The sequence below is a fragment of the Robiginitalea rubriflava genome, assembly GCF_052540725.1.
In genome coordinates this window covers 2,290,713-2,313,799 of sequence record NZ_CP199309.1, presented here as the reverse complement: position 1 = coordinate 2,313,799, position 23,087 = coordinate 2,290,713, and the positions used below count along the sequence as shown (strand labels likewise).

The following is a 23,087-nucleotide window of genomic DNA, read 5'->3' as shown; positions in this document are numbered from 1 at the left end:
TTAAGAGAACATATCCTTTACTTTTTCAAAAAAGGATTTGTCTGATTTCTCGGGTTTTGGGCTGAAATTATCGTCTTCCTGCATGCGTTCGAAAAACTCCCGCTGCTCCTTGTTGAGTTCTTTGGGCGTCCAGACGTTTACATGTACCAGCAGATCCCCGGTTCCGTAGCCGTTTATGCTTTGTATCCCTTTGTTTCGCAATCTCAGGATCTTGCCGGATTGCATCCCCGGTTCCAGTTTAATGCGCACTTTGCCCCCAACGGTATCGATTTCCTTGGAAGTTCCCAGCACGGCATCCGGGATGCTCACGTATAAATCGTAGTGCAGGTTGTCCCCTTCCCGCTTGAGGGTAGGGTGTTCTTTGGTTTCAATAGCTACCAGCAGGTCTCCGGGTACCCCATTCCCGGGGGCCTGGTTTCCTTTTCCGGAAACTTTTAGCTGCATACCCGATTCCACTCCAGGCGGGATCTTGATGGAAACCGTCTCTTCTTCCAGGTGCATCCCCTGGGAATCTGCATCTTTGGGTTTATGGTCAAGCATCTGCCCGGCCCCGCCACAGGTATTACAGGTGGTAGCGGTTTGCATGCGGCCCAGGATGGTATTGGTGATCTTGGTTACCTGCCCGCTTCCACCGCAGTTACTACAGGTTTTATAGGTTACCCCCGGGGCCTGAACCTTCCGTTTTACTTTTACTTTTTTCTCAACACCATGGGCTACTTCTTCCAGGCTCAGGCTTACGCGGATACGCAAATTACTGCCCTTAACGCGTCGCTGCCCGCCGCCAAAGCCACCGAAGCCACCAAAGCCACCGCCAAAAGCGCTGCCGAAAATATCCCCGAACTGGCTGAAAATATCTTCCATGTTCATGCCGCCGCCGCCAAAACCACCGCCTTCAAAGGCTGCATGTCCGTATTGGTCGTAACGGGCCTTTTTATCCGGGTTGCTCAGCACCTCATAAGCCTCTGCCGCCTTCTTGAACATTTCTTCGGCCTTGGCATCCCCTGGGTTTTTGTCCGGGTGATACTCCAGGGCCTTTTTGCGGTAGGCCTTTTTAATTTCAGCTGCGGAAGCCCCTTTGGAAATTCCGAGTACTTCGTAATAGTCCTGCTTCATAATATTAGTTTCCTACAACTACCTTGGGATGGCGGATAATGCGATCCCCCAGTTTGAATCCCTTCTCGATTACGTCTATCACCTTTCCTTTAAGGCTTTTTTTAGGAGCCGGGATCTGAGTTACGGCCTCGTGCAGTTCCGCATCAAAGGTGTCACCCTCCTTTACGGTAATTTCTTCCAGGCCTTTGTTCTTAAGGGTTTCGCGAAACTTGTTGTTGATCAGACCCACCCCTCTGAAAAGTTCTTCATCTTCCGATCGCTTGAGTTCTTTAAGGGCACGGTCAAAATCGTCCATTACAGGCAAAAGCGCTGTAATTACTTCCTGCCCGGCAGTTTTAAAGAGCTCCATACGTTCGCGGGTAGTACGCTTTTTGTAGTTCTCAAATTCAGCAAACAGCCTGAGAAATTTGTCTTTTTCGGTTGCCAGGGCTTGCTCCAGTTGTTCCGTCTCGCTAAGAGATTCAGTCTCGTTTCCCGCTTCAGACGCCTCGGGATTGTCCTGTTCGGATACACCGGATTGCTCAGCCTGCGCCTCAGGGGCCATCTCCTCCGTATTATCTATATCGTTGTTCCTGCTCATGGATTATACTTTTGTAGTCTATGCTTTTCACAGAACGGCAAAAGTACTGCCATTTCTTTAAAAATGTCAAAATGTCACGAAAAATAAGGGGATTATCCGCCAGCTGAGGCAGCCTGTATCACAAAAGGTCCTGCAGGGCCTGATGAATGTTGGGAAATTGGAATGAAAAGCCTTCCATCTGTATCTTTTCACAGCTGACACGCTGGCTGGCCAGCAGGATATAGGCCATTTCCCCCAGCACAAGTCGCAGCAGACCGGCAGGTATACTGGGAAGGAATACGGGTTTGGAAAGCACCTCCCCTATTTCTTTGGTGAGTTTACGGTTGCAAACCGGATTGGGGGAAACCGCGTTGTAGATCCCCTCCAGGCGCTGATCCACCAGAAAAGTAATCATACCGCTAAGGTCTTCCAAATGGATCCAGGATTGCCACTGATCTCCGCTGCCCAAGGGGGCACCGACATAATATTTTACGGGCCTGGCAATCTGTGGAAGGGCTCCTCCATCAGCAGTCATCACCAAACCAATACGCACAATACTGTAGGGGATTCCGAGTTCCTCAAAACCTTTCATATGCTCCTCCCAGAGTTTTACTGTTACCCCCAGAAAGGAATCGTCCACCGCTGTATTTGCCTCAGTGTAGTATTCGGTCTGTGAACTGGGATAAATGCCGATGGCAGAAGCGCCCAGAACATACTCCAGTTCAGAGGTCCCGTAGGATTGCAATCCCTTTATGAGGGTGTCAATGCTTTGGGTCCGGCTCTCGATAATGCGTTTTTTGTTTTTGGCAGTCCAGCGCTGGGAAATAGAGGACCCGGCCAGGTTGATCAGTACACTAACGCCCTCAAAACAGGCCGTATCGATCTCCCCTTCTGCAGGGTTCCAGTAGAAACCGCGGTAATCCGGGTCTGCTTCAACTTTTGATTTTCGGGTAGTGAGATAATGAACGGATACGCCTTCAGAGCGGAAGGCCTTCGTCAGGGCCGTTCCTACCAATCCTGTAGCGCCGGTAATAAGTACTTTCAAAGGAATTTTTTTGCAAAGATACCGGTTCTGACCCCGGCAACCCGGGGCTTTAATTTTGATTTAACAAATGACCCGGAGTCTTTAGGTATCCGGGCGCGTGGCCCGTAACATTTCCCGTTTTCCCGGTGGCCCCGGCAGACGTTCTACGGTAAAGCCAACCGCTTGCATGGCCCGACGGACACTTCCTTTGGCAGCATAGGTGACCAGGCGTCCGCCGGGTACCAATGCTGCGAACATGGCGCCAAAGATCTCCTCCGTCCAGAGATCGGGCTGCACTCGCGCACCAAAAGCGTCAAAATAAACAAGGTCAAAACACGGCTTGGATAAAAAATCTTCAAACCGCTGTTGTTTCTTATGCAACTCAAAAAAAGGCGTAATCTGGCTCACTTCTTCCCAGGGGGCCTTATGCAGGGCCCGGAAATATTCGGGAGCGTCCTTTTTTTGAAGGGCATTTCCGTAATCAAGGGCTATCCATTCGGCCTCAGTAACCGGATAGGCCTCGAGGGCCGTGTAGGAAATCTGAAGGTTTCGGGATGGTGCCTCCAGCAGGCTGATCAGCGCATTGAGCCCGGTCCCGAAGCCCATCTCCAGGATACGGACCGTACTATTTTTATAGCAATCCAGGCCCTTGGAAATAAAGACATGATAGGCTTCCTGCAGGGCTCCGTGCATGGAGTGGTATTGCTCCTGCCACTCCGGCAATTGCAGGGTTGCAGAACCATCTGCCGTCTTAACGATCCTGCGTTTCACTTTCATTGCAGGATTCGGACCCCGATGGCTTCAAAGCCCGGAGCTGCTTCGGCGCCTTCAATCGCGCGTATTTCCTCTTCGCTGGCACCCCCGTCCTGGGCCAGGTGCCGGCGCTCCTCTTCAGAAACTTCTGAAATAAAAGCAAGGCCTTCCACTTCCACAGTTTTCCCGGCGATGTCTTTGGGCACAAAGAAACCGTAATCTTTAAAGCGGACCATTACGGTCTCTTCTTCCGGTAGCTGCAGGCGCATCCAGCAGCCTTTGGCCTGGCACACCTCCAGAACTTCTGCCCTGAAAGCGGTTTTAAGGGTATCGGAAACGACAAGGGTATCAAATACCTGTCCGATTTCCGACTGGTTTTGTATCTCCACACCCGAAAAAGGGGCCCCAACTTCAATATAGGCCATTTCCGTTTCAGTTTCTGCAACTGCTGCCGCCTGAGATTCTTTTTCCTTACAGGCACTGACAAGGCAGAAAACGATAAGGATTATGTTAAAATATTTCATGTTTGACACTGTTCTGATTACATCTGCAAAACTCCGGATTTTCTTGCTTAAAAAGCAAGATTTACTGCCAATATTTATGTAATTTTAGGGGTTTAAATGACGCATGTATGGACCTATCTTTAAAGCAGATCCGTGTCGAGAAGACACCCCACTCCCGGATAAAAAGTGTAAATTTTGACAAGCTCCCCTTTGGAAAGGAAGTTTCGGATCATATGTTTGTTTCCAACTACAAGGATGGTAGCTGGCAAGACCCCAGGGTAGTACCCTATCAACCCCTTTCGCTGGAGCCCTCAGCCAAAGTCTTCCACTACGGACAGAGTATTTTTGAAGGCATGAAAGCCTATAAGGATGCCGAGGGAAAGGTATGGCTGTTCCGTCCTCAGGAGAACCAGCGTCGGTTGAATACATCGGCCAAGAGGCTGGCCATCCCGGAAGTGCCTGCAGAACTGTTTATGGAAGGCCTGAAGGCGCTGCTGGAGGTAGATTCTGACTGGATCCCAACCTCGGAAGGCAGTTCACTTTACATCCGCCCCTTCGTATTTGCATCCGGGACCGGCTTTCACGCCTCCCCGGCAGACGAGTATACTTTTATTATAGCAACCAGTCCCTCCGGGGCATACTTTGGGGGTAAAATTGGGGTCAAAATAGAAGAAAAATATTCCCGTGCCGCCAATGGGGGTGTGGGATACGCGAAAGCCGGGGGAAATTACGCCGGGCAATTCTACCCTACCCAGCTGGCCGTAAAGGAAGGCTACCAACAGGTGATCTGGACCGATGACCACAAGCACGAATTTATTGAAGAAGCCGGGGCCATGAATATCTTTATACGAATCGGGGACACCCTGCTCACCAGCCCTACCAGCGACCGTATTCTTGACGGGGTAACCCGCAAGAGTATCCTGAGCCTGGCAGAGGCCGAGGGCATTCCGTTAGAGGTCCGCAAGGTTCGAGTTTCGGAATTAGTGGCAGCGGCAGAAAATGGCAGCCTGAAAGAATTATTCGGGGCCGGGACGGCCGCAGTGGTCTCCCCTATCCACAGTTTTGGGTATAAAGACAGGCGTTTTGAGCTCCCGGAGCTGCCAGAAAGCTATGCTTCCCATTTCAAAAAACGCATCACGGATATTCAGTATAACCGCGCAAAAGATCCTTTCGGTTGGCGTTATGCCGTTAAATAATGAAAAGCCCCGCCAAGAGCGGGGTTTTTTTTAGCTTTCCAGTATGGCCTGTATATCTGGCTTAAAGTAATTGGGACCTTTCAGGACCTTCCCGTCTTCCCGGTAAATGGGGTTTCCGTCAGCTCCCAGTTTGCTCATATTGGAGCGCTGTATCTCTTCAAAAACCTCTTCAATCTTATATTGCATCCCATGCTCCAGGATAGTCCCGCATAGTATGTAGAGCATATCGCCCAAGGCATCCGCCACTTCCACCAGGTCGTTATTCCCGGCAGCTTCCAGATATTCTTCATTTTCTTCACGCATCAGCTTATAACGCAACAGATTTTTATCCGTTCCCAGGTCGGCTTTGGGCTCGGAAGCAATTCCCAGGCCAAAGGCACGGTGAAAATCAGCAACAGCAGCAATTTTTCGTTTCATTCTCAAAAGAAATTAGGTTAGTTTTGCCCTAAAAGTAACAAGATGTTCTCCACCGGACAAATCGTTTTTGCGCTGCTCTTTTTAGTGGTTTTTATACTGGTCATGATCAGGATGTACCGAAAGGACAGCAGCTGGCACAAAAAGCAATATAAGGGATCTCAATGGGTACTGCTTTTCTTTGTCATTTTCATAGCCTTGTTGCTCTTTCTTAAGTATATACTCAAATAAAAGGCCCTAAAAACGCATAGACCACAAAAATTGCGGTCTTGACAACCATTTCCTACAAATCCTTCGTATACTATACCAAAAGGCGTAATTTTACGTTACCTAATAAACAAACAAGATCGATGCTTGCATTTTTCGCCATATTTTTGGGTCTGATCATTTTAAACATCCTGCTTCTGGTCTTTAGTTCTTCCCTTAAATTAAGGTCAAAGAACAAAACAAGCCTTTCCTTGTCTTCCCCCATCAAAGGAAAGATCTATTCGTTGCACCGTCTAGATCCAAAATACCAGAAGGCAGTATAACCTTAAGATTTTTTACTAAGTTTACATCCGATAAAGCCTGTAAACGGGCTTCCTTGCCTCAGACTGTACTTAAGTGGTTAACGGATGAAACACCTATTACTGGTTATTCTGGGTGGCGGATTGGGCAGCGGCCTCAGATACGCCATCAGCCGATACCTCAACCCGCTCTTTCCGCATTTTTACCTGGGAACTTTTACCGTTAATATAATAGGATGCCTGCTAATTGGTCTGGTGTTCGGCCTCAGCCTGCGAAATGAGTTCATCACTCCTACCCAGACAGCCCTTTTCGCCACTGGTTTTTGCGGCGGGTTTACCACCTTTTCTTCTTTTAGCTTTGAACAATTGATGCTGCTGCGGGAGGGCGCTTATTTCTCTTTTATAGGATACACCCTGGCAAGCCTGGCCTTTGGATTAGTAGCGGTAGGGATCGGATTATGGATTTCCCGAATGCTATAGATCAGCTCGTTTTTGCAATTTCCTTCCATTTTTATAAACAATTTAGGCCTCTTGTTAACAATTACGCAATAATTGTAAGAATTTACACTAAGAATTGCAGTCTTTTCGGGGTCCATATCATAATTTTTCAAGGATATGCCAAAATTATAGTTTTTAAAATGTCCTACCCCTAATTTAATGGGGGTAAGATTATTAGTATCATAAAAATGACCTGTATACCCCCTCAAAATTAGGAGGGGGTTTTTTTATTCCTATATATTTGGCCCGATCAATTAAAACTTATACCAATGAAGAAAGTGGAAGCTATTATTCGGAAATCGAAATTTGATGAGGTAAAAAAGGCCCTGCATCAGATTGAAGTTAACTTTTTCAGCTACTGGGACGTAACCGGGGTTGGCAATGAAAAACAAGGACATGTATACCGAGGTATTGCATACAGTACTTCAGACATTCAGCGAAGGTATTTATCCATCGTTGTTTCAGATGAATTCCTGGAGCGAACGGTCAATACACTCCTGGAGTCGGCCTACACCGGAAATGTCGGGGATGGTAAAATTTTTGTCTCCGACGTTATCAACGCCTACCGGATCAGGACCAAAGAGAACGGGGAAGCCGGAATTAACTAACTAACGCACAAAAAGCTTTATATTATGGATACAGGATTATTTACAGCAAACAATATATGGATGATGGTATGCACCGCTCTGGTGTTCTTCATGCATGCCGGTTTTGCCTTTCTGGAAATCGGACTGACACGACAAAAAAATACCATCAATATCCTTTTTAAGAACATCTTTATTATTACCGTTGGCCTGCTGATGTATTATATAGGCGGGTTTAACCTGATGTACCCCGGGGAGTTCAACGGATACCTCGGCTTCGCAGGCTTTGGCCTGGGAACCGATGCCGCGGGGCTTACTCCTGAATACGCAGACGGGGGTTATACCTACTGGACAGACTTCCTCTTTCAGGGGATGTTTGCGGCAACAGCAGCAACTATTGTTTCAGGAGCAGTGGCCGAACGGATCAAGATTGGCCCGTTTATGGTCTTTACCCTGATTTATGTAGGCCTGGTCTACCCGATTGTCGGTTCCTGGCAGTGGGGTGGTGGCTTCCTCTCTACCCTGGGTGGCGATGAGGCTGGTTTTTACGATTTTGCCGGGTCTACCCTTGTTCACTCTGTTGGAGGTTGGGGAGCCCTGGTGGCCATCTACTTACTGGGTGCCCGTATCGGAAAATTCGGCGAAGACGGAAAACCTAAAGCTATCCCGGGACACAACATCCCGCTGGCAACAGCAGGGGTACTGGTCCTCTGGCTGGGGTGGTTCGGCTTTAACGGGGGCTCTGTCCTCTCCGGCGATCCGGCCCTGACTTCCCTGGTATTGGTGACAACCAGCCTGGCTGCAGCAGCAGGAGGGGTTAGTGCCTTTGTTGTATCGGCGCTGGCTTACAAAAACTATGACCTTACCATGTTCCTGAACGGAATCCTGGGCGGGCTGGTCGGTATAACGGCCGGTGCAGACCTGATGTCTCCTAACGAAGCGGTGATTATAGGTCTGATTGCAGGTGCTGTTATCGTTGGCGGAGTAGCATTTATTGACCGGATCCGTCTGGATGACCCTGTGGGTGCCGTTACGGTTCACCTGATCTGCGGAATCTGGGGAACCCTGGCCGTAGGGATCTTCGGGGACAAGGCAGGTTTGGATCAATTCCTCTACCAGTTGGCAGGGGTTGGAGCTGCAGGGCTCTTTTGTATCCTTAGCGCTTTTATAATCATTTTCAGCCTGAAAAAGACTGTGGGAATACGCGTAGACCGCGAAGAAGAACTGGACGGTCTGGACCTGCACGAGCATGGGATGGATGCCTATGCAGACTTCAGGTTGAACCAGCATTAAATAAAAAAAGCGGAGCGTTTGGCAGAACGCTCCGCAAAAACAAATCAATTCAACAACAATGTAGATCATTAACCAACTCTCATTGAGAGAGTTAAAAACACTGTATTATGAAATCGATTATTTTCTCAAATTACATAAAATATTTGCTTTTCGGAATAGTCCTGAGCCTGGGAATAAACCTGCAGGCACAGGAAGAAGAAAGTCCGAGTCCGTTTACCTTATCCGGAAGTGTTGATGCCTATTTCAGGACCACCTTTAGTGATGCCGGAGCGGCTACAACAGCAACACCAACCTCTTTTGCCAACCAGACTGGTTTTGCATTGGGTATGGCCAACCTGATTGGTACTTATGAAGCGGGTTCGACTGGTGTAGTAGTGGATTTGGTATTTGGCCCCAGGGGTACAGAAGCCACATTCGAAAATGACGTTTTAAACGGAATAATCAATCAGGCTTATGCCTATTGGAATGTCTCTGAAAATACTACGCTCACCATTGGACGTTTTAACACCTGGGTAGGTTATGAGGTAATTTCACCGGCGGCGAACTTCAACTATAGCGTTTCTTACTTATTCTCCAACGGGCCCTTCTCCCATTTAGGGGTGAAAGCAGATTTTACATTATCTGATGACATTAGTCTCATGCTGGCGGTAACCAATCCCTGGGACACAAATGACATTAGCGGTAGCGGGGAGTATGCCCTCGGTGGGCAGTTAGGAGCTTATGGGCAGTACCTGAACCTGTATTATGACAGCGGTTCGAATGGTGGTTTGGGCTTTGAGATTGATTATACCGGAGGATTTGACCTCACCGAAGACTTCTTTATGGGTATCAATGCAGCTTACAACACCAATTCCGAAACAGATCTTGGATTTTATGGCGCAGCGCTGTATCCCCAATTGAAAACTTCAGACGATTTTGCCGTTGGATTACGAGGTGAATACTTTGCCTTTACAGAAGACGGCTTTGATGATGTTCCTGTTTTTGGACTGACATTAACCGGAAGTTTTACCAAGGAGAACTTAATTATCAAGCCAGAAATCCGGTTGGATAGTTTTATGGATGACAATGAACCCTTCCTGGACAGTGATGGGATTGCCACGAACAACCTGTCGTCTTTCTTAATTGCAGCCATCTACTCCTTCTAGCAAAAAGCCTGACCACTTTTAGTTTAGTTTAATTTGAGCGAAGCCCCGGCCAAAAAGGCCGGGGCTTTTCGTTTAGGGTTTAAAGTCTTTAAGGCCTGCACTTACCGGGATCTGCAGATGGTTTACCCGGGGTACCAGCGGGCAGGAATATTTGGGGTTATAAACGCAGTAGGGGTTGTAAGACCGGTTAAAATCAAGCAGGATGGAATCTCCTTCAGGGATTCTGAGGTCCAGGTAGCGTCCGCCGCCATAGGTAGCCTCCCCATTGGTCTGATCGGTAAAGGGCAGAAAAAGGTAATCTTCATAACCTTCTTCTATCATCAGCTCAGGGCTCTGATAAACCTCCAGGCTGAAATCCTGGCCTTTCAGTTTAAAATACAAAGTACCGTATTTACGCTCCACCGCCTTGCGGTCGGTGGTTGTGGGCATGTCAAAAGGCAGGGCCGAAGGGCTTCGCTCCAGCCGGGCCCACACCCTGAAGCTGGTATCCGGGCTAAAAAAGTCCAGGCCCTCAAAATTCTTGCGGTAGCGGTCCGGCAAAGGAGAAGTTTCCGGGTCCCGGAAAAAGGCATTGGTTTCCTCCTGAAAGGCCAGGATTCCGCGAAGCAAACTGTCTTTTTGATCTGTTAGCTGTACAGGGGTCTGGTCGTGATAGCGCTTGGCTTCCCTGCAACCGATTAAAAGGCAGCCCGCCATAAGGCAGAATACCCATAAAACCTTAACCTGCGATTTCATATTTTTATCAATGAATGTATCAAACGGATTGGCAGCCAGGCCTGCCATACAAAAATAACAATTCCAAGCTGGATAAAATCGTAACTTGACCCTATGGGACTTTATAAGCTACATGTTTCGTTCAGGCGTTTACTGTTATGTAGTTGCCTTTTGATAGCAGCTTGTCAGGAACAGCCCAAAAACCGGATTGAAAGCGCATCACCAAACTTCCCTGACAGTCCGCATTACAAAGTTGGATTCCTGATAATGGACGGGGTGTATAATACAGAACTCACCGCCCCTTATGATATTTTCCAGCACACCATCTACCGGGAAGGGATAACACCTATGATCCCCTTTACCCTGGCCAAGGAACCCGGAGCGGTACGCACATTTGAAGGCATCGAAATTTTACCGGACTTTGTTTACGGATCTGGCAACTGGCCGGAGATTGACATCCTGGTCGTCCCCAGTGCCGAGCACCATCTGGACACAGACTTGCAGGACAGCACCATGATCCGCTTTGTTCAGGAGGCTGCCAAAAAGGCCCGCTTTGTAACTTCCCATTGTGACGGGGCCTTTGTTTTGGCACAGGCAGGTTTGCTGGATGAGGTAGTCAGCACCACATTTCCAGCAGATATTGAAACCTACCGGCAGCGGTTCCCGCAGCTGCAAGTGGTCGATTCTGTTTGGTTTGTACACGATGGCAAATTTATTACCTCTGCCGGAGGAGCCCGGAGTTTTGAAGCGGCCCTCTACCTCTGTGAGTTGCTCTATGGGGAGGCTATTGCACAGGACCTGGCCAGAGGCCTGGTGATTGACTGGGACCTCAATACGGTCCCACACCTGCTAGTCCCTTAGTCATAGCGCGCATCTTCCAGATATTTGGAAACCAGTTCGTTGAATTCCGGACTGATCCTGAGCAGGGCTGTATGTTCCAGCCCGTACAGTTTTTGTTTATCCGTAAAGCCTTTTTTGAGGGCCTCTTCCAGATAAAAAAGGGCTGTTCCGTAATCTTCGTATTTTGAGGTAAGGGATACTACTTTTAAGTAAGCTTCAAAATCCGTGGACTCCGTTATCGTTTTTAACATGTAAAGCAGAATCAGTGAATCGTCGTCTATAGTTTCCTGTGCGTTGTGGAAGCGGATATACTCGTTAATAAGTGTGTTCACATAATCCTGGAGCCGTTCCCCCATACGTTTTTCGGCGAGTTTTTCACTATCCTTTAATTTGGTCAAAACCCCCATCTGGTAATTCCACCAGCCCAGGTTATTGAGGTTAAAACGTTCCATGTCTTCTTCCAGGTAATACAGATAGTCCTCGCGCATAAGTTCTTCTTTAAATCGCAAGTTATCCACTACCCTGCTCTCGTATTTATAGGCCGACATTTTACGGACCCGTTTCTTTCGGCTCCACAAGGTTTCCTCAACCTTAAAAGGCCTGAACAGGGATATACCTTCTTCTATCTGATCCATGGCTGTGGTTAAATCCCCGGTTCTGATATACCGGTCAACTAGTCCCAGATAATCATCCAATTGAGAGCGTACATAAGCCGAATCAGCTGGAATCTGGTTTTTGGCCATCCCTGAAAGGGTAAAAAATTGCAGGGCCCTGCCGATATATTCTGTATCCGGCCACTGGTGGCCTCCGTCGAAATACTGTATAAACAAAGGAAATCTCTTATTGACAAGAACCTCCTTATCGTTGATAAGGCTCACGTACCTTGAATCAGTAAGCCCCATTAATAAGGCAATTGGGTAGGAAGTTTTAGGGTTGAGAAAATCCGGGCTGGGCACCATTGATCCAACCGCAAGGCTGCCATTAAAATTTTTAAGCAAACTGGGCACAAGGGTTGCCAGTTGCCCGCCTGCCCCGAAACCCGCGGCAATTATGCGCTGGTTATCCAGGGGAAAGATGCCGTTTAAATAGGAAAAGGTATTGTATATATCCAATATTTTGTCAGTCAGGCTCGCGGAATCCTGCAGGTTTTTGGAAGCGACCAGGATATACCCGTTTTCATTGGCCAGCTCTGCCAGATAGCGCATACTGATAAGCGATTTATCCTGCTCATCACAAATAAAGAGCAATGGCCAGCTTTGCTGCTGGTTAAAAGACTCCGGAAGTAACAGCCGAATTTGAGAGCCAATAGAATCCTGAACCGGCAGGGAATCCATCACCATTCCTTTTTTTAGAGCGAATTCCTGTGTGTGGGCAACAGGAACACACATCAGGGACAGAAAGAAGAGCAGGTAAATTTTTTTCATATGCAATTCCCATCAAAAATCCCGCCAAAAATTAAATTTCAAGGCAGAAGGCATTCGGGGTTCATTTTTGTATTCTAATTTAAACATTATTCGGCTTCCCATGGCAATCCATCCTGAACTTCCCTTTGGCAGGTTTGTTTTCTCATGATTTCCGGATTTGTCTAATGGGGGCATCTGTTATTACCTCAGACAGTATAATATGTGTTCGGGTTTCCCCATACTGGATAAGCTGGTCAATAAACTGCTCCAGATGATGCTGGTCTTTGAGGACTACCTCCATGATAATATTTTCGTTTCCCGTGATCCGGTAACAATTAAGCACCTCATCAAAGCTCTTTACTTTTTCAAGGAAGGGTTTTAGTTTTCCCACGAAGGCCCTTAAGGTAATCATCGCTTTGAGTTGGTACCCCGCCCGGGTATGCGAAACCATTGTACGGTATCCTTCTATATACCCCAGGTCTTCCAACCTTTTTACACGTTCGGCCACGGCAGGAGGCGTAAGGCCGATAGCCCTTCCGATCCCGGCCAGGGAGGCCCGGGCATTGGTCTGTAAGGCCTTTAGGATACTCCAATGCAGTTGATCTAATTTAAATTCCAAAGCAAATAGTTAATAATACTTTATAATATAAGGTAAGATAGTATTTTAAGTTTAATTTTTAAATATAAATTTAGCCAGAATGCGCTAATTTTATATAAAATTGAGAAAAAGAAATGTCCTACAAGCGGATACATAAGCTTCCTGTTTACCGGAAGGCCGTTGCCCTGCGTACCCTCAGCCGGGAAATTGCCTCCTTTGTCAGCTACAATAAAAACCTGCTAACCCTGGCACAATCACATAGCCACAGGGACCATATTGCCGATGCTATCCTGACGGATGCCATCCTGATTCCGCAGCAGATTGCAAAAGCGGAAAGTGCGAATTCCCTGGCCATTCGCCAGCGGAGCATTGATTTCATTAACGTGATGATACGCAATCTCAGCACCTACTGTACCGGCCTGGAGAAAGACGGGGTTCGGGAAAAAGAATACCTGGACTTGCTTCGCAGAGAAGTTAAAAGTTTCCGACAGTCCTTTAAAAAATGGCGCAAGGGGCTTAGTATCTGACATATGTCAGAAATAAAACCGGAATGAGGCTTACATATTACGCCTGTACTGCCCGCCTACCTCAAAAAGGGCCTGGGTAATCTGTCCCAGGGAACAATATTTGCAAACTTCCATCAGCACTTCGAACATATTTTCATTGGCAACGGCAGCCGCCTTGAGCCGGTTAAGGGATTCCGCTGCTCGGCCTCCGTATTGTTTGTGTACCCTTTGCAGGGTAGCTATCTGTGCCTTTTTCTCATCTTCGGTAGCCCTGATGACTTCCGCCGGCAAAATGGTAGGGGAGCCTTTGGAGTTCAGGAAGGTATTGACCCCGATAATCGGGTATTCCCCGGAATGTTTCAGGGTTTCATAGTGCAGGCTTTCATCCTGTATGCGGGCCCGCTGGTACATGGTTTCCATGGCACCCAGCACCCCTCCCCTTTCGGTTATTCGGTCAAACTCGGCAAGCACAGCCTCTTCCACCAGGTCGGTTAGTTCTTCAATTATAAATGAACCCTGTAAGGGATTCTCGTTCTTTGCAAGCCCCAGTTCTTTGTTAATGATCAACTGAATGGCCACTGCCCGCCTTACCGACTCCTCGGTTGGGGTGGTAATCGCCTCATCATAGGCGTTGGTATGCAGGGAATTGCAATTGTCATAAATGGCGTACAAGGCCTGTAGTGTGGTACGGATATCGTTAAAATCGATTTCCTGTGCATGCAGGCTGCGGCCTGAAGTCTGAATATGGTATTTGAGCATCTGCGCCCTGGGGTCTGCTCCGTATTTTTCTTTCATGGCCTTGGCCCATATCCTTCGGGCTACCCTACCGATAACAGCGTATTCCGGGTCTATCCCGTTGCTGAAAAAGAAGGAAAGGTTGGGGCCGAACTTGTTGATGTCCATCCCCCGACTCAGGTAATATTCCACATAGGTAAAGCCATTGGAAAGGGTAAAGGCCAACTGGGTAATCGGGTTCGCTCCGGCCTCAGCTATATGGTAGCCGGAAATGGATACCGAATAGAAGTTGCGCACCTGCTGCTCTATAAAATACTCCTGTACGTCCCCCATCAACCGCAGCGCAAATTCTGTCGAGAAAATGCAGGTATTCTGCGCCTGGTCTTCTTTGAGGATGTCTGCCTGCACCGTTCCCCTAACCTGCCGCAGGGTCTCTGCCTTTATTTTATTGTAAATCGCTTCGGGCAAAACCTGGTCTCCGCTTACGCCCAGCAGCATCAGCCCCAGCCCGTTGTTCCCCTCGGGTATCTCTCCTTTGTAGGTCGGTTTTTCAATTCCCTGTTCCCTGAACAGGCTGTCGATTTTTTCCTGTACCTCTGCCTGCAAGCCTTCTTTGAGAATGTATTTCTCGCAGTTCTGGTCTATGGCCGCGTTCAGGAAAAAACCAAGGAGCATGGGGGCAGGACCATTGATGGTCATACTGACCGAGGTTTTCGGGTCGCTCAGGTCAAAACCGCTGTATAATTTTTTGGCGTCATCCAGACAACAGATAGATACTCCTGCATTCCCTATTTTCCCGTAAATGTCCGGACGGTGGCCCGGATCGTGCCCGTACAGGGTTACCGAATCGAAGGCCGTGGAAAGCCGCTTGGCAGGCATATCCAAGCTGAGGTAGTGGAACCGCCTGTTGGTGCGTTCCGGCCCGCCTTCCCCGGCAAACATGCGGGTTGGGTCTTCCCCGGTCCGCTTAAAGGGGTACAGGCCAGCTGTATAGGGGAACCGCCCAGGTACGTTTTCCTGTAAGCTCCAGCGAAGAATGTCTCCCCAGCTCCGGTATCTCGGCAAAACAACTTTGGGAATCTGCAGGTGGGAAAGGGATTCCGTATGGGTTTCGATCCGCACTTCTTTCCCCCTGACCTGAAAACTGTATACCGCTTCCGAATACTGTTCCTTAAGGGCATCCCATTGCAGTAACAGGTCCCAGTGATGCGGGTTCAGGTTTTTGCGTTCTGCCTCGAATGCCGCCAAAAGGGCTTGCAGCACCTTTTCATCTGAATTCCCGGTATTGCCTGGCAATTGCTCAACATCAAGGCCGGAGCTACTGAGATACTTTTTACCGGCTTCTGCCTCCTGCCCGGAAAGGTTCAGAATAGACAAATAGTAACCATAAAGCTTTTCAGCAATGCGGGCCTGTTGTTCTACCTGTGCATCATAGGCCCGGTTGTTTTCCGAAATTTCAGAGAGGTAACGGGTCCTGGCCGGAGGGATGATAAAAATCTTCTCGGAATCCCCGTCAACTGCTGTGGTGGCCTCCCCGGCCCAATCCAATCCATTCGCTCCCAGGGCCTGCATAATAGCCGCATACAGGCGGTTCATTCCAGGATCATTAAACTGAGATGCAATGGTTCCGTAAACCGGTAGATCTTTCGGGTCTGCCTCCCAAATGCCATGGTTGCGCTGGTATTGTTTCTTAACATCCCTAAGGGCATCAGCAGCCCCTCGTTTATCGAATTTGTTGATGGCCACCAGGTCTGCAAAGTCCAACATATCGATTTTCTCCAGCTGCGTGGCAGCCCCGAACTCCGGGGTCATTACATATAACGACAGGTCTGAATGTTCCAGGATCTCCGTATCGGATTGCCCGATCCCCGAGGTTTCCAGGATAATAAGGTCAAAGCCGGAGGCCTGTAAAACAGTAACCGCTTCTTTTACATGCTTTGAAAGGGCCAGATTGGACTGGCGTGTGGCCAGGGATCGCATGTAGACATTCGGATGGTGGATGGCATTCATCCGGATACGGTCTCCCAGCAGCGCCCCTCCCGTTTTGCGTTTGGACGGATCTACCGAAATAATCCCCAGACGGCGATGCGGAAAATCATTCAGAAACCGTCGTACCAGTTCATCTACCAGGCTGCTTTTCCCGGCCCCGCCAGTACCGGTGATTCCCAAAACCGGTGCGGTTTTTTTAGGTTTAGGGAAGTGAGGCTGTAGCTCGCTGAATGCGTCGGGCCGGTTTTCCGCCAGGCTGATGAGCCGGGCAAGGGTTGGCACGTTTTTATCTGTCATCTTTGCGGCCAGCTTTTCGGGCTCCGCAATAGGGATGTCTGCCACTGCATGATCGGCACTACCCACCAGGTCATTGATCATACCCTGAAGCCCCAATTCCCTGCCATCATCAGGCGAATAAATTCGTGTAATCCCGTAATCCATCAGCTCCTCGATTTCAGAAGGAAGGATCACCCCGCCTCCACCGCCGAAGATCTGTATATGTCCTGCCCCTTTTTCCTGCAGCAGGTCGTGCATGTATTTGAAATATTCGTTGTGCCCGCCCTGGTAAGAAGTCATTGCAATGGCGTTGGCATCTTCCTGTATAGCGCAGTCTACCACCTCAGCTACCGACCGGTCATGCCCCAGGTGTATTACCTCTACCCCCGTAGCCTGTATAATCCGCCTCATGATATTGATCGCAGCATCGTGCCCGTCAAAAAGGGAAGCGGCCGTTACAATTCGTATTTTGTGCTGGGGCTTGTAAGGAGGTTTGGCTTTCATAGAAAGTGGAACAACTAAAAGTCTATATTAAAATAATAAAAGTCTTATTTAGCGAAAATGAAAAAAACAGGTCTTTCCATTTAGAATTCAACAAAAATACAAAGGTATTTCCCATTTCTATTCCTAATCCCGTAATTTTAAACCAAAATAATGACGTGGTTGTTACACTTTTAATGCATTGCCGGGATCAGCCCGGGATCATCAGCGCGGTTACGGGTTTTATACACGGCTGTAAAGGCAATATCATCTATCTGGATCAGCACGTGGAACCAGAGATAGGTATCTTCTTTATGTGGCTGGAGGCACAGCTGAGCTTCGAATCCGGACGGGAGCCCTTTCTATCGGATTTTGAAAGTGAGATCGGAAAAAGGTTTTCCATGTCCTGGGATGCTTTTTTTGAAGACAGCCTGCCCAATATGGCCCTCTTTGTCAGCAAATACAACCACTGCCTCTATGACCTGCTAAGCCGTTATGAAGCCGGAGAATTAAAAGCCCACATCCCCTTTATCCTGAGCAATCACCCGGATTGCGAGCCCATCGCCAGGCAGTTCGATATCCCTTATTACCACGTCCCTTTCTCAAAGGAGCATCGGAAAACGGCAGAGGCAAGGCAACTGGAGATCCTCAGGGATCACAAGGTAGATTGTATCGTGCTGGCGCGTTATATGCAGATAATTGGTCCTGACCTTATCGGGGCCTATCCCAATCGCATTATCAACATACACCATTCTTTCCTGCCTGCATTTGCAGGAGCCAAACCCTATCACGCGGCATTTGAACGCGGCGTAAAGATCATCGGGGCCACTTCGCACTATGTTACTGAAGAGCTGGATGCCGGGCCTATTATCGCACAGGATGTTATCCCGGTATCACACAGCCACCGGGTGGCCGATTTGGTTGAAAGGGGAAAAGACCTGGAAAAAATAGTACTGGCCCGGGCTGTGCAACTGCACCTGAAACGGAAAACCCGGGTTTATGGAAATAAAACCATCATTTTTAACTGATTTGGCATCAGTCGGGAAGTTTCCAACTCATCATTCTAAAAAAGATTAAGAGGCTTCATACTAAAGCCCTGAATAATAACGTTATAAGTAGAACAAGGGCATTTTCATCAAACCGCTCCAAAGAGTGGCTGAAAAAATTATTTGAGTTAGTATTTTTTGAGTTAGTTAGTTTTAAAACCCCTGATCCGGAATGATCAGGGGTTTTTTTGTTTTGTTTGGCAAGCCCCTTATTCTTTTTTGCGGTACAGCCCGTCAAAAACAACCTGTACTGACTTTCTATCCTGCAGCAGCTCCCAAAGTTGCCTGACGCTTCCGTCCTTGTTCAGGGTCCAGGTAATGCGGTTAACAGATGATACCCCCTGGGCATTCAGAAAAGGTTCCGAAGAGAGGATCATCTGATCACCCTGCCTGTTGCCGCTCAATTTTAGTACATTTCCCGAGCTATCCACCCACAATTGCTCCCACTGCCCAACCGCAGCATTGTAGAAATTCAGGCTGGTTCCGGTAAAGCCCTGGGATGCACTGCTCCAGAACTCCTGTAAGACACATCCATTTTGAGACCTTACAATACGATTGGTGCCGGCAGGCTGCCCAGTGGCCAATTCCACCTCCCACTGGCCTATCCAGAAATCAAAAGCCCTGTGGTTTTCTGTACAACAGGGACAGGCAGGAGTTTCCGGTAGTTGCTGGGCGCTTGCGAAGATGCTGCCAATACTGAATAGCAGAGCAGCCGCTCTAATTTTGTTCATAATCGTATTCTTTCCTTAAAGATAGGAAATCCTGCCCGGCCGACTGGCCAAAATACACGCTCCTTTTCAAGGGAGGCCCAAAACCATCCTATTGAAAAAGAAGCTTCATAAGAAGAAGTAATGAAAATGTTAATAAATAGACAAATTACCTGATTATTAGTTAAATAGACGGTATTCTCAACATCCCTGAGCGTTTTTTCAACGTATATTTGTTAAAAGCCTAGTTATGGAAAAGCAACATTGCAAAGTTGGCGCCCAGAACCCCATCCCCGGCGGCAACAAGGCTATCAGAAGCCTGCAGTTACAACAACAATTTTTTATCAGAAAAGCCCAGGAAGCTTCCGGGGCCAACCGGCAACTCATGGATTTTTTCGAAGCAAAAGCGCGAAAGATAGAGCGGATGCTGGCTGAGATTGCCTAAGCTCACCCTTTTTCCAGGATTTTTGCCATTTGGGTTTGCAGAGCCCTGGCTTTTTGTGCCGCTTTTTCAGCGAAGTCTTGTTCTGCAGAGGCGTAAATAATGCCCCGGGAGGAATTGATTAGTAAACCTACGCCCTCATTCAAACCGTACCTGCACACTTCTTCCAGGCTACCACCCTGTGCCCCCACCCCGGGGATCAGTAAAAAAGCTTCAGGGATGATCTTGCGAATGTCCCTGAGATATTCCGCCTTGGTGGCCCCTACCACATACATCAATCGTTCAGAGTGCCGGTAGTTGCTTGCCGTTTTCAACACCTGCTCAAACAGGCGAACACCGGCATCTTCCCGGGTCTGGAAATCAAAGGCTCCAGGATTGGAGGTCAGCCCCAGCAGTATGGTGTATTTCCCTTCGAATTCCAAAAAGGGTTCCACCGAATCCCGCCCCATATAGGGTGCAACGGTTAACGCATCAAAATCCATAGTCTCAAAGAATGCTTTGGCATAGCGGGTGGAAGTATTCCCGATATCCCCCCTTTTAGCATCGGCGATTGTAAAAATTTGAGGGTACTTTTCGTTGAGATAGGCGATGGTTTTTTCAAGGGAGCGCCAACCTTCAGAACCATAGGCCTCGTAAAATGCTGTATTGGGCTTATAGGCCACGCAAAGCTGATGGGTAGCATCAATAATGGCCTTGTTAAAAGCGAAAAGCGGATCGGGTTGTTCCCGCAGAAATGCAGGGATTTTATCCAGGTCCGTATCCAGGCCAATACACAGGAATGACTTTTTGGACCGTATTTGTTGTTCGAGTTCTTGAGGGGTCATGGATGGTTAAAAAATCTCGGAGGCCTCCTTTAGTTTTTCGGTGTTTTCCACCAGCATCAGCTCGTCTATGATTTTCTGAATATCTCCATTGATGATATTCTGAAGATCGTACAGGGTCAGGCCAATGCGGTGGTCGGTTACCCGCCCCTGCGGATAATTATAGGTGCGGATCTTGGCAGAGCGGTCTCCGCTGCTCACCTGAGAATTCCGCTTGGCGGCATCGGCTTCCTGCTTTTTGGCCAGCTCCATATCATAAAGTCGGGAACGGAGTACCTTGAAAGCCTTATCCTTGTTTTTGTGCTGTGATTTCTCATCCTGGCACTGGGCCACAATCCCTGTGGGAACGTGGGTAAGCCGGACAGCTGAATAGGTGGTATTCACAGACTGCCCTCCCGGCCCGGAAGAACAGAAATAGTCGATACGGACATCCTTGGGATCTATCTGTACATCGAAATCTTCCGCTTCAGGCAAAACCATAACGGTAGCTGCACTGGTATGTACGCGTCCCTGTGTTTCGGTCTGCGGCACGCGCTGCACCCGGTGTACCCCGGCTTCGAATTTCAGGGTCCCGTATACATCTTCCCCGCTTACCTCGAAATGTATCTCCTTGAAGCCTCCGCTGGTGCCCTCGCTCAAATCGATCACGTTGGTCTTCCAGCCTCTGGATTCACAATATTTGGTGTACATCCTGAAAAGGTCCCCGGCAAAAATACTGGCCTCATCACCCCCGGTCCCGGCACGGATTTCCATTACCACATCCTTGGCATCTTCCGGGTCCCTGGGGATCAGCATCAATTTGATCTCCTCCTCCAGAGCCGGCAGCGCCTCCCGTGCTTCTTCCAGCTGCATTTTAGCCATTTCGACCATTTCGGCATCACTGCCATCCGAGAGGATTTCCTCAGCTTCGGCAATACGGTTCTGCAGTTGAATATACGTCTCCCGTTTATCCATGAGCTGCCGCAGGTCTTTGTACTCCTTGTTGAGCTGTACATAGCGCTTCTGATCCGATAGGATATCGGGCTGTATGATCAGGTCGGAAACCTCGTCAAAACGTTGTTTTACGATATTTAATTTATCGAGCATATAGGGATGAATTCCCTGCGAAGGTACAATTTTTTTATGCGGAAATCCAGCCCCTGCCAAGCTGAAAAACGCAGGTGCGCGAGGGAGCTACTCCCTGAAACGGAAGGTATATTCAATACCGAAAACAGCTTTGTTCTTATTCGAAGATGCGCAGGAGGTCCCCATTGAGGGAGGTCTGGAAAATCTTCAGCGGGTTCTGGGTGATGGCATTGAGCGGGGTGCCGTTCTGATCGAACTGAGACCCGTGCACAGAACACTGGAAGATACCGCCCTGGCTTTGCACAAACCGGACCTGATCATACCCCTGATGACTACAAATCTGGCTGGCTGCCACAAAGTTTCCTTCCAGGTTTCTGACAACTACAACGTCATTTCGGAGTATAAAATCACCGTTATTTTGCAGTGCCGTCCCATCCGGACCGCTCAGGTCTACAGTAAAATCGATACCTGTGGGGATGGGTTGTCCTCCCCCATCACCATCCTTGGAACAGCCCTGGACACAGGGAAATGTCAGGGCAAAAGCGGCTCCTGCCCCAAGGGTTCTTAAAAAAGCTTTCCTTTCCATATTGAATCTTTTTGGCAGAGCAATGTGCTCTTACCCAAAACGCAGAAGGGGCTTAATTCGTATGCCCTAATAGTTAAAGTCTCCGTAAGGGCCGGAAATAGTGAGTTTTTTGGAAGGGGCGGCTTCCACCCGACCCACAATTTGGGCCTCTATATTAAAGGATGCTGCCAGTTCGATTACGGATTGGGCCAATTCCTGGGGCAGGTAGACCTCCAGGCGGTGGCCACAATTGAAAACCTGGTACATTTCCCTCCAGGAAGTCCCGGACTGCTGTTGTATCAGTTTGAACAAAGGAGGCATAGCGAACAAATTATCTTTGATAACATGCAGGCCTTCAATAAAATGCAGGATTTTGGTCTGGGCCCCGCCACTGCAATGGATCATCCCATGAATTTGTTCGGGGCTGTACATTTCCAGTAGTTTCCGAACCACAGGCGCATAGGTCCGGGTGGGTGAAAGTACCAGTTTCCCGGCATCCAGCGGGGTGTCCGGTACCGAATCCAAAAGGGAAGTACTGCCGGAATACACGAGGTCCGAAGGGATATCCGGATCATAGCTTTCCGGGTATTTTTCAGCCAGGTAGGAGGAGAAAACATCGTGGCGAGCAGAGGTAAGCCCGTTGCTGCCCATTCCCCCGTTGTAGGAGTCTTCATAGGTTGCCTGCCCGAAAGATGCCAACCCGACAATTACATCACCTGCCTGTATGCGGCTGTTGTCTATAACCTTATCGCGACGGATCCGGGCGGTAACCGTAGAGTCCACAATAATGGTCCTGACCAGGTCTCCCACATCGGCTGTTTCCCCACCCGTACTGTGTATATTCACTCCCCATTTCCGCAGATCAGCCAGCAGCTCTTCTGTTCCCTGAATAATGGCGGCGATTACCTCCCCGGGAATCTTGTTTTTGTTCCGCCCAATGGTAGAACTCAACATAATATTGTCAGTGACCCCAACACACAAGAGGTCATCCAGGTTCATTACCAGGGCATCCTGGGCAATTCCCTTCCAGACAGAAAGGTCTCCCGTTTCCTTCCAGTACATATAGGCAAGGGAAGATTTGGTACCCGCACCGTCTGCATGCATAACAATGCAGTAGGCATCGTCTCCACCCAGGTAATCGGGTACGATTTTGCAGAAAGCCTTAGGGAACAGGCCTTTGTCTACATTTGCTATAGCCTTGTGAACATCTTCCTTGGTGGCTGAGACGCCTCGTTGCTGGTATCTTTCGGATGCATTGCTGCCCATGTTTCGCTTTTAGGATCTGTCACAAAAATAGGGGAAAGCCACGGAA

Annotated in this window: 25 protein-coding genes; 10 read left to right on the top strand and 15 right to left on the bottom strand. The window is 48.6% G+C overall.

Annotated features, from left to right (window positions below; all coding sequences use genetic code 11):
* From dnaJ to ACT6NU_RS10440, 5 genes are all read right to left on the bottom strand, one after another.
* Window positions 1-1,113 carry a molecular chaperone DnaJ gene (gene dnaJ, locus ACT6NU_RS10460; RefSeq protein WP_445381619.1) on the bottom strand — a complete coding sequence of 371 codons (1,113 nt, stop codon included), beginning with the start codon at window positions 1,111-1,113 and terminating at the stop codon, window positions 1-3.
* Window positions 1,114-1,117: 4 nt separating this feature from the next.
* Complete coding sequence (locus tag ACT6NU_RS10455) at window positions 1,118-1,693, bottom strand: nucleotide exchange factor GrpE (protein WP_445381618.1); 576 nt, start codon at window positions 1,691-1,693, stop codon at window positions 1,118-1,120.
* A 118-nt stretch (window positions 1,694-1,811) separates the two neighbouring features.
* On the bottom strand, window positions 1,812-2,717 hold the full coding sequence (locus tag ACT6NU_RS10450; RefSeq protein ID WP_445381617.1) for a TIGR01777 family oxidoreductase: 906 nt from the start codon (window positions 2,715-2,717) through the stop codon (window positions 1,812-1,814).
* A gap of 81 nt (window positions 2,718-2,798) precedes the next feature.
* Complete coding sequence (gene mnmD / locus ACT6NU_RS10445) at window positions 2,799-3,467, bottom strand: tRNA (5-methylaminomethyl-2-thiouridine)(34)-methyltransferase MnmD (RefSeq protein WP_445381616.1); 669 nt, start codon at window positions 3,465-3,467, stop codon at window positions 2,799-2,801.
* Between the two features lie 2 nt (window positions 3,468-3,469).
* The gene (locus ACT6NU_RS10440) at window positions 3,470-3,973 is read right to left on the bottom strand and encodes a DUF4920 domain-containing protein (protein WP_445381615.1); all 504 of its coding nucleotides are present in this window, start codon (window positions 3,971-3,973) and stop codon (window positions 3,470-3,472) included.
* A gap of 107 nt (window positions 3,974-4,080) precedes the next feature.
* Here ACT6NU_RS10440 and ACT6NU_RS10435 point away from each other — a divergent pair, with 107 nt between their 5' ends.
* The gene (locus ACT6NU_RS10435; RefSeq protein WP_445381614.1) at window positions 4,081-5,148 is read left to right on the top strand and encodes a branched-chain amino acid aminotransferase; all 1,068 of its coding nucleotides are present in this window, start codon (window positions 4,081-4,083) and stop codon (window positions 5,146-5,148) included.
* 30 nt (window positions 5,149-5,178) lie between these two features.
* Here the strand turns inward: ACT6NU_RS10435 and ACT6NU_RS10430 are convergent, their stop codons facing one another.
* Window positions 5,179-5,565 (bottom strand): hypothetical protein, encoded by a 387-nt coding sequence (locus ACT6NU_RS10430; protein WP_445381613.1) that lies wholly within the window; start codon window positions 5,563-5,565, stop codon window positions 5,179-5,181.
* A 42-nt stretch (window positions 5,566-5,607) separates the two neighbouring features.
* On the opposite strand from ACT6NU_RS10430, the gene ACT6NU_RS10425 reads away from it, so the two are divergent.
* The 5 genes from ACT6NU_RS10425 (at window position 5,608) to ACT6NU_RS10405 (ending at window position 9,588) form a co-directional block, all read left to right on the top strand.
* Window positions 5,608-5,793, top strand: coding sequence for a hypothetical protein (locus ACT6NU_RS10425; protein WP_445381612.1), 186 nt, complete (start codon window positions 5,608-5,610; stop codon window positions 5,791-5,793).
* Window positions 5,794-6,176: 383 nt separating this feature from the next.
* Window positions 6,177-6,548: a fluoride efflux transporter CrcB gene (gene crcB, locus ACT6NU_RS10420; RefSeq protein WP_445381611.1), complete on the top strand. Its 372-nt coding sequence runs from the start codon at window positions 6,177-6,179 to the stop codon at window positions 6,546-6,548.
* Between the two features lie 287 nt (window positions 6,549-6,835).
* Window positions 6,836-7,174: a P-II family nitrogen regulator gene (locus ACT6NU_RS10415; RefSeq protein WP_445381610.1), complete on the top strand. Its 339-nt coding sequence runs from the start codon at window positions 6,836-6,838 to the stop codon at window positions 7,172-7,174.
* 24 nt (window positions 7,175-7,198) lie between these two features.
* Complete coding sequence (locus ACT6NU_RS10410; RefSeq protein WP_445381609.1) at window positions 7,199-8,443, top strand: ammonium transporter; 1,245 nt, start codon at window positions 7,199-7,201, stop codon at window positions 8,441-8,443.
* A 107-nt stretch (window positions 8,444-8,550) separates the two neighbouring features.
* A complete protein-coding gene (locus tag ACT6NU_RS10405; protein ID WP_445381608.1) occupies window positions 8,551-9,588 on the top strand; it encodes an outer membrane beta-barrel protein in 1,038 nt (345 codons plus the stop codon).
* A gap of 72 nt (window positions 9,589-9,660) precedes the next feature.
* On the opposite strand, the gene ACT6NU_RS10400 is transcribed toward ACT6NU_RS10405, so the two are convergent.
* On the bottom strand, window positions 9,661-10,323 hold the full coding sequence (locus ACT6NU_RS10400; RefSeq protein WP_445381607.1) for a DUF1684 domain-containing protein: 663 nt from the start codon (window positions 10,321-10,323) through the stop codon (window positions 9,661-9,663).
* Between the two features lie 93 nt (window positions 10,324-10,416).
* Between ACT6NU_RS10400 and ACT6NU_RS10395 the strand changes: the two genes are divergently transcribed.
* Window positions 10,417-11,163 carry a DJ-1/PfpI family protein gene (locus tag ACT6NU_RS10395; protein ID WP_445381606.1) on the top strand — a complete coding sequence of 249 codons (747 nt, stop codon included), beginning with the start codon at window positions 10,417-10,419 and terminating at the stop codon, window positions 11,161-11,163.
* Here the strand turns inward: ACT6NU_RS10395 and ACT6NU_RS10390 are convergent.
* The gene (locus tag ACT6NU_RS10390) at window positions 11,160-12,566 is read right to left on the bottom strand and encodes an alpha/beta hydrolase (protein ID WP_445381605.1); all 1,407 of its coding nucleotides are present in this window, start codon (window positions 12,564-12,566) and stop codon (window positions 11,160-11,162) included. The two genes, ACT6NU_RS10395 and ACT6NU_RS10390, sit on opposite strands and share 4 nt — an antisense overlap.
* Window positions 12,567-12,708: 142 nt before the next feature.
* The gene (locus ACT6NU_RS10385; RefSeq protein WP_445381604.1) at window positions 12,709-13,164 is read right to left on the bottom strand and encodes an Lrp/AsnC family transcriptional regulator; all 456 of its coding nucleotides are present in this window, start codon (window positions 13,162-13,164) and stop codon (window positions 12,709-12,711) included.
* Window positions 13,165-13,277: 113 nt separating this feature from the next.
* Between ACT6NU_RS10385 and ACT6NU_RS10380 the strand changes: the two genes are divergently transcribed.
* The gene (locus ACT6NU_RS10380) at window positions 13,278-13,670 is read left to right on the top strand and encodes a hypothetical protein (protein WP_445381603.1); all 393 of its coding nucleotides are present in this window, start codon (window positions 13,278-13,280) and stop codon (window positions 13,668-13,670) included.
* 30 nt (window positions 13,671-13,700) lie between these two features.
* Here the strand turns inward: ACT6NU_RS10380 and ACT6NU_RS10375 are convergent, their stop codons facing one another.
* Window positions 13,701-17,153 (bottom strand): methylmalonyl-CoA mutase family protein, encoded by a 3,453-nt coding sequence (locus tag ACT6NU_RS10375; RefSeq protein WP_445381602.1) that lies wholly within the window; start codon window positions 17,151-17,153, stop codon window positions 13,701-13,703.
* A gap of 155 nt (window positions 17,154-17,308) precedes the next feature.
* On the opposite strand from ACT6NU_RS10375, the gene purU reads away from it, so the two are divergent.
* Entirely contained in the window at window positions 17,309-18,157 is an 849-nt protein-coding gene (gene purU, locus ACT6NU_RS10370) for a formyltetrahydrofolate deformylase (RefSeq protein ID WP_445381601.1), read from the top strand.
* A 227-nt stretch (window positions 18,158-18,384) separates the two neighbouring features.
* Here the strand turns inward: purU and ACT6NU_RS10365 are convergent, their stop codons facing one another.
* Entirely contained in the window at window positions 18,385-18,906 is a 522-nt protein-coding gene (locus ACT6NU_RS10365) for a hypothetical protein (protein WP_445381600.1), read from the bottom strand.
* A gap of 226 nt (window positions 18,907-19,132) precedes the next feature.
* Here ACT6NU_RS10365 and ACT6NU_RS10360 point away from each other — a divergent pair, with 226 nt between their 5' ends.
* Window positions 19,133-19,327, top strand: a complete 195-nt coding sequence (locus ACT6NU_RS10360; protein ID WP_445381599.1) for a hypothetical protein — start codon at window positions 19,133-19,135, stop codon at window positions 19,325-19,327.
* Window positions 19,328-19,329: 2 nt separating this feature from the next.
* On the opposite strand, the gene pyrF is transcribed toward ACT6NU_RS10360, so the two are convergent.
* From pyrF to ACT6NU_RS10340, 4 genes are all read right to left on the bottom strand, one after another.
* Window positions 19,330-20,148, bottom strand: a complete 819-nt coding sequence (gene pyrF / locus ACT6NU_RS10355) for an orotidine-5'-phosphate decarboxylase (protein ID WP_445381598.1) — start codon at window positions 20,146-20,148, stop codon at window positions 19,330-19,332.
* Window positions 20,149-20,154: 6 nt separating this feature from the next.
* The gene (prfA, locus tag ACT6NU_RS10350) at window positions 20,155-21,231 is read right to left on the bottom strand and encodes a peptide chain release factor 1 (protein ID WP_445381597.1); all 1,077 of its coding nucleotides are present in this window, start codon (window positions 21,229-21,231) and stop codon (window positions 20,155-20,157) included.
* Window positions 21,232-21,367: 136 nt separating this feature from the next.
* A complete protein-coding gene (locus tag ACT6NU_RS10345) occupies window positions 21,368-21,796 on the bottom strand; it encodes a QcrA and Rieske domain-containing protein (protein WP_445381596.1) in 429 nt (142 codons plus the stop codon).
* Window positions 21,797-21,862: 66 nt separating this feature from the next.
* Window positions 21,863-23,041 carry an AIR synthase related protein gene (locus ACT6NU_RS10340; RefSeq protein ID WP_445381595.1) on the bottom strand — a complete coding sequence of 393 codons (1,179 nt, stop codon included), beginning with the start codon at window positions 23,039-23,041 and terminating at the stop codon, window positions 21,863-21,865.
* Between the last annotated feature and the right edge of the window lie 46 nt (window positions 23,042-23,087).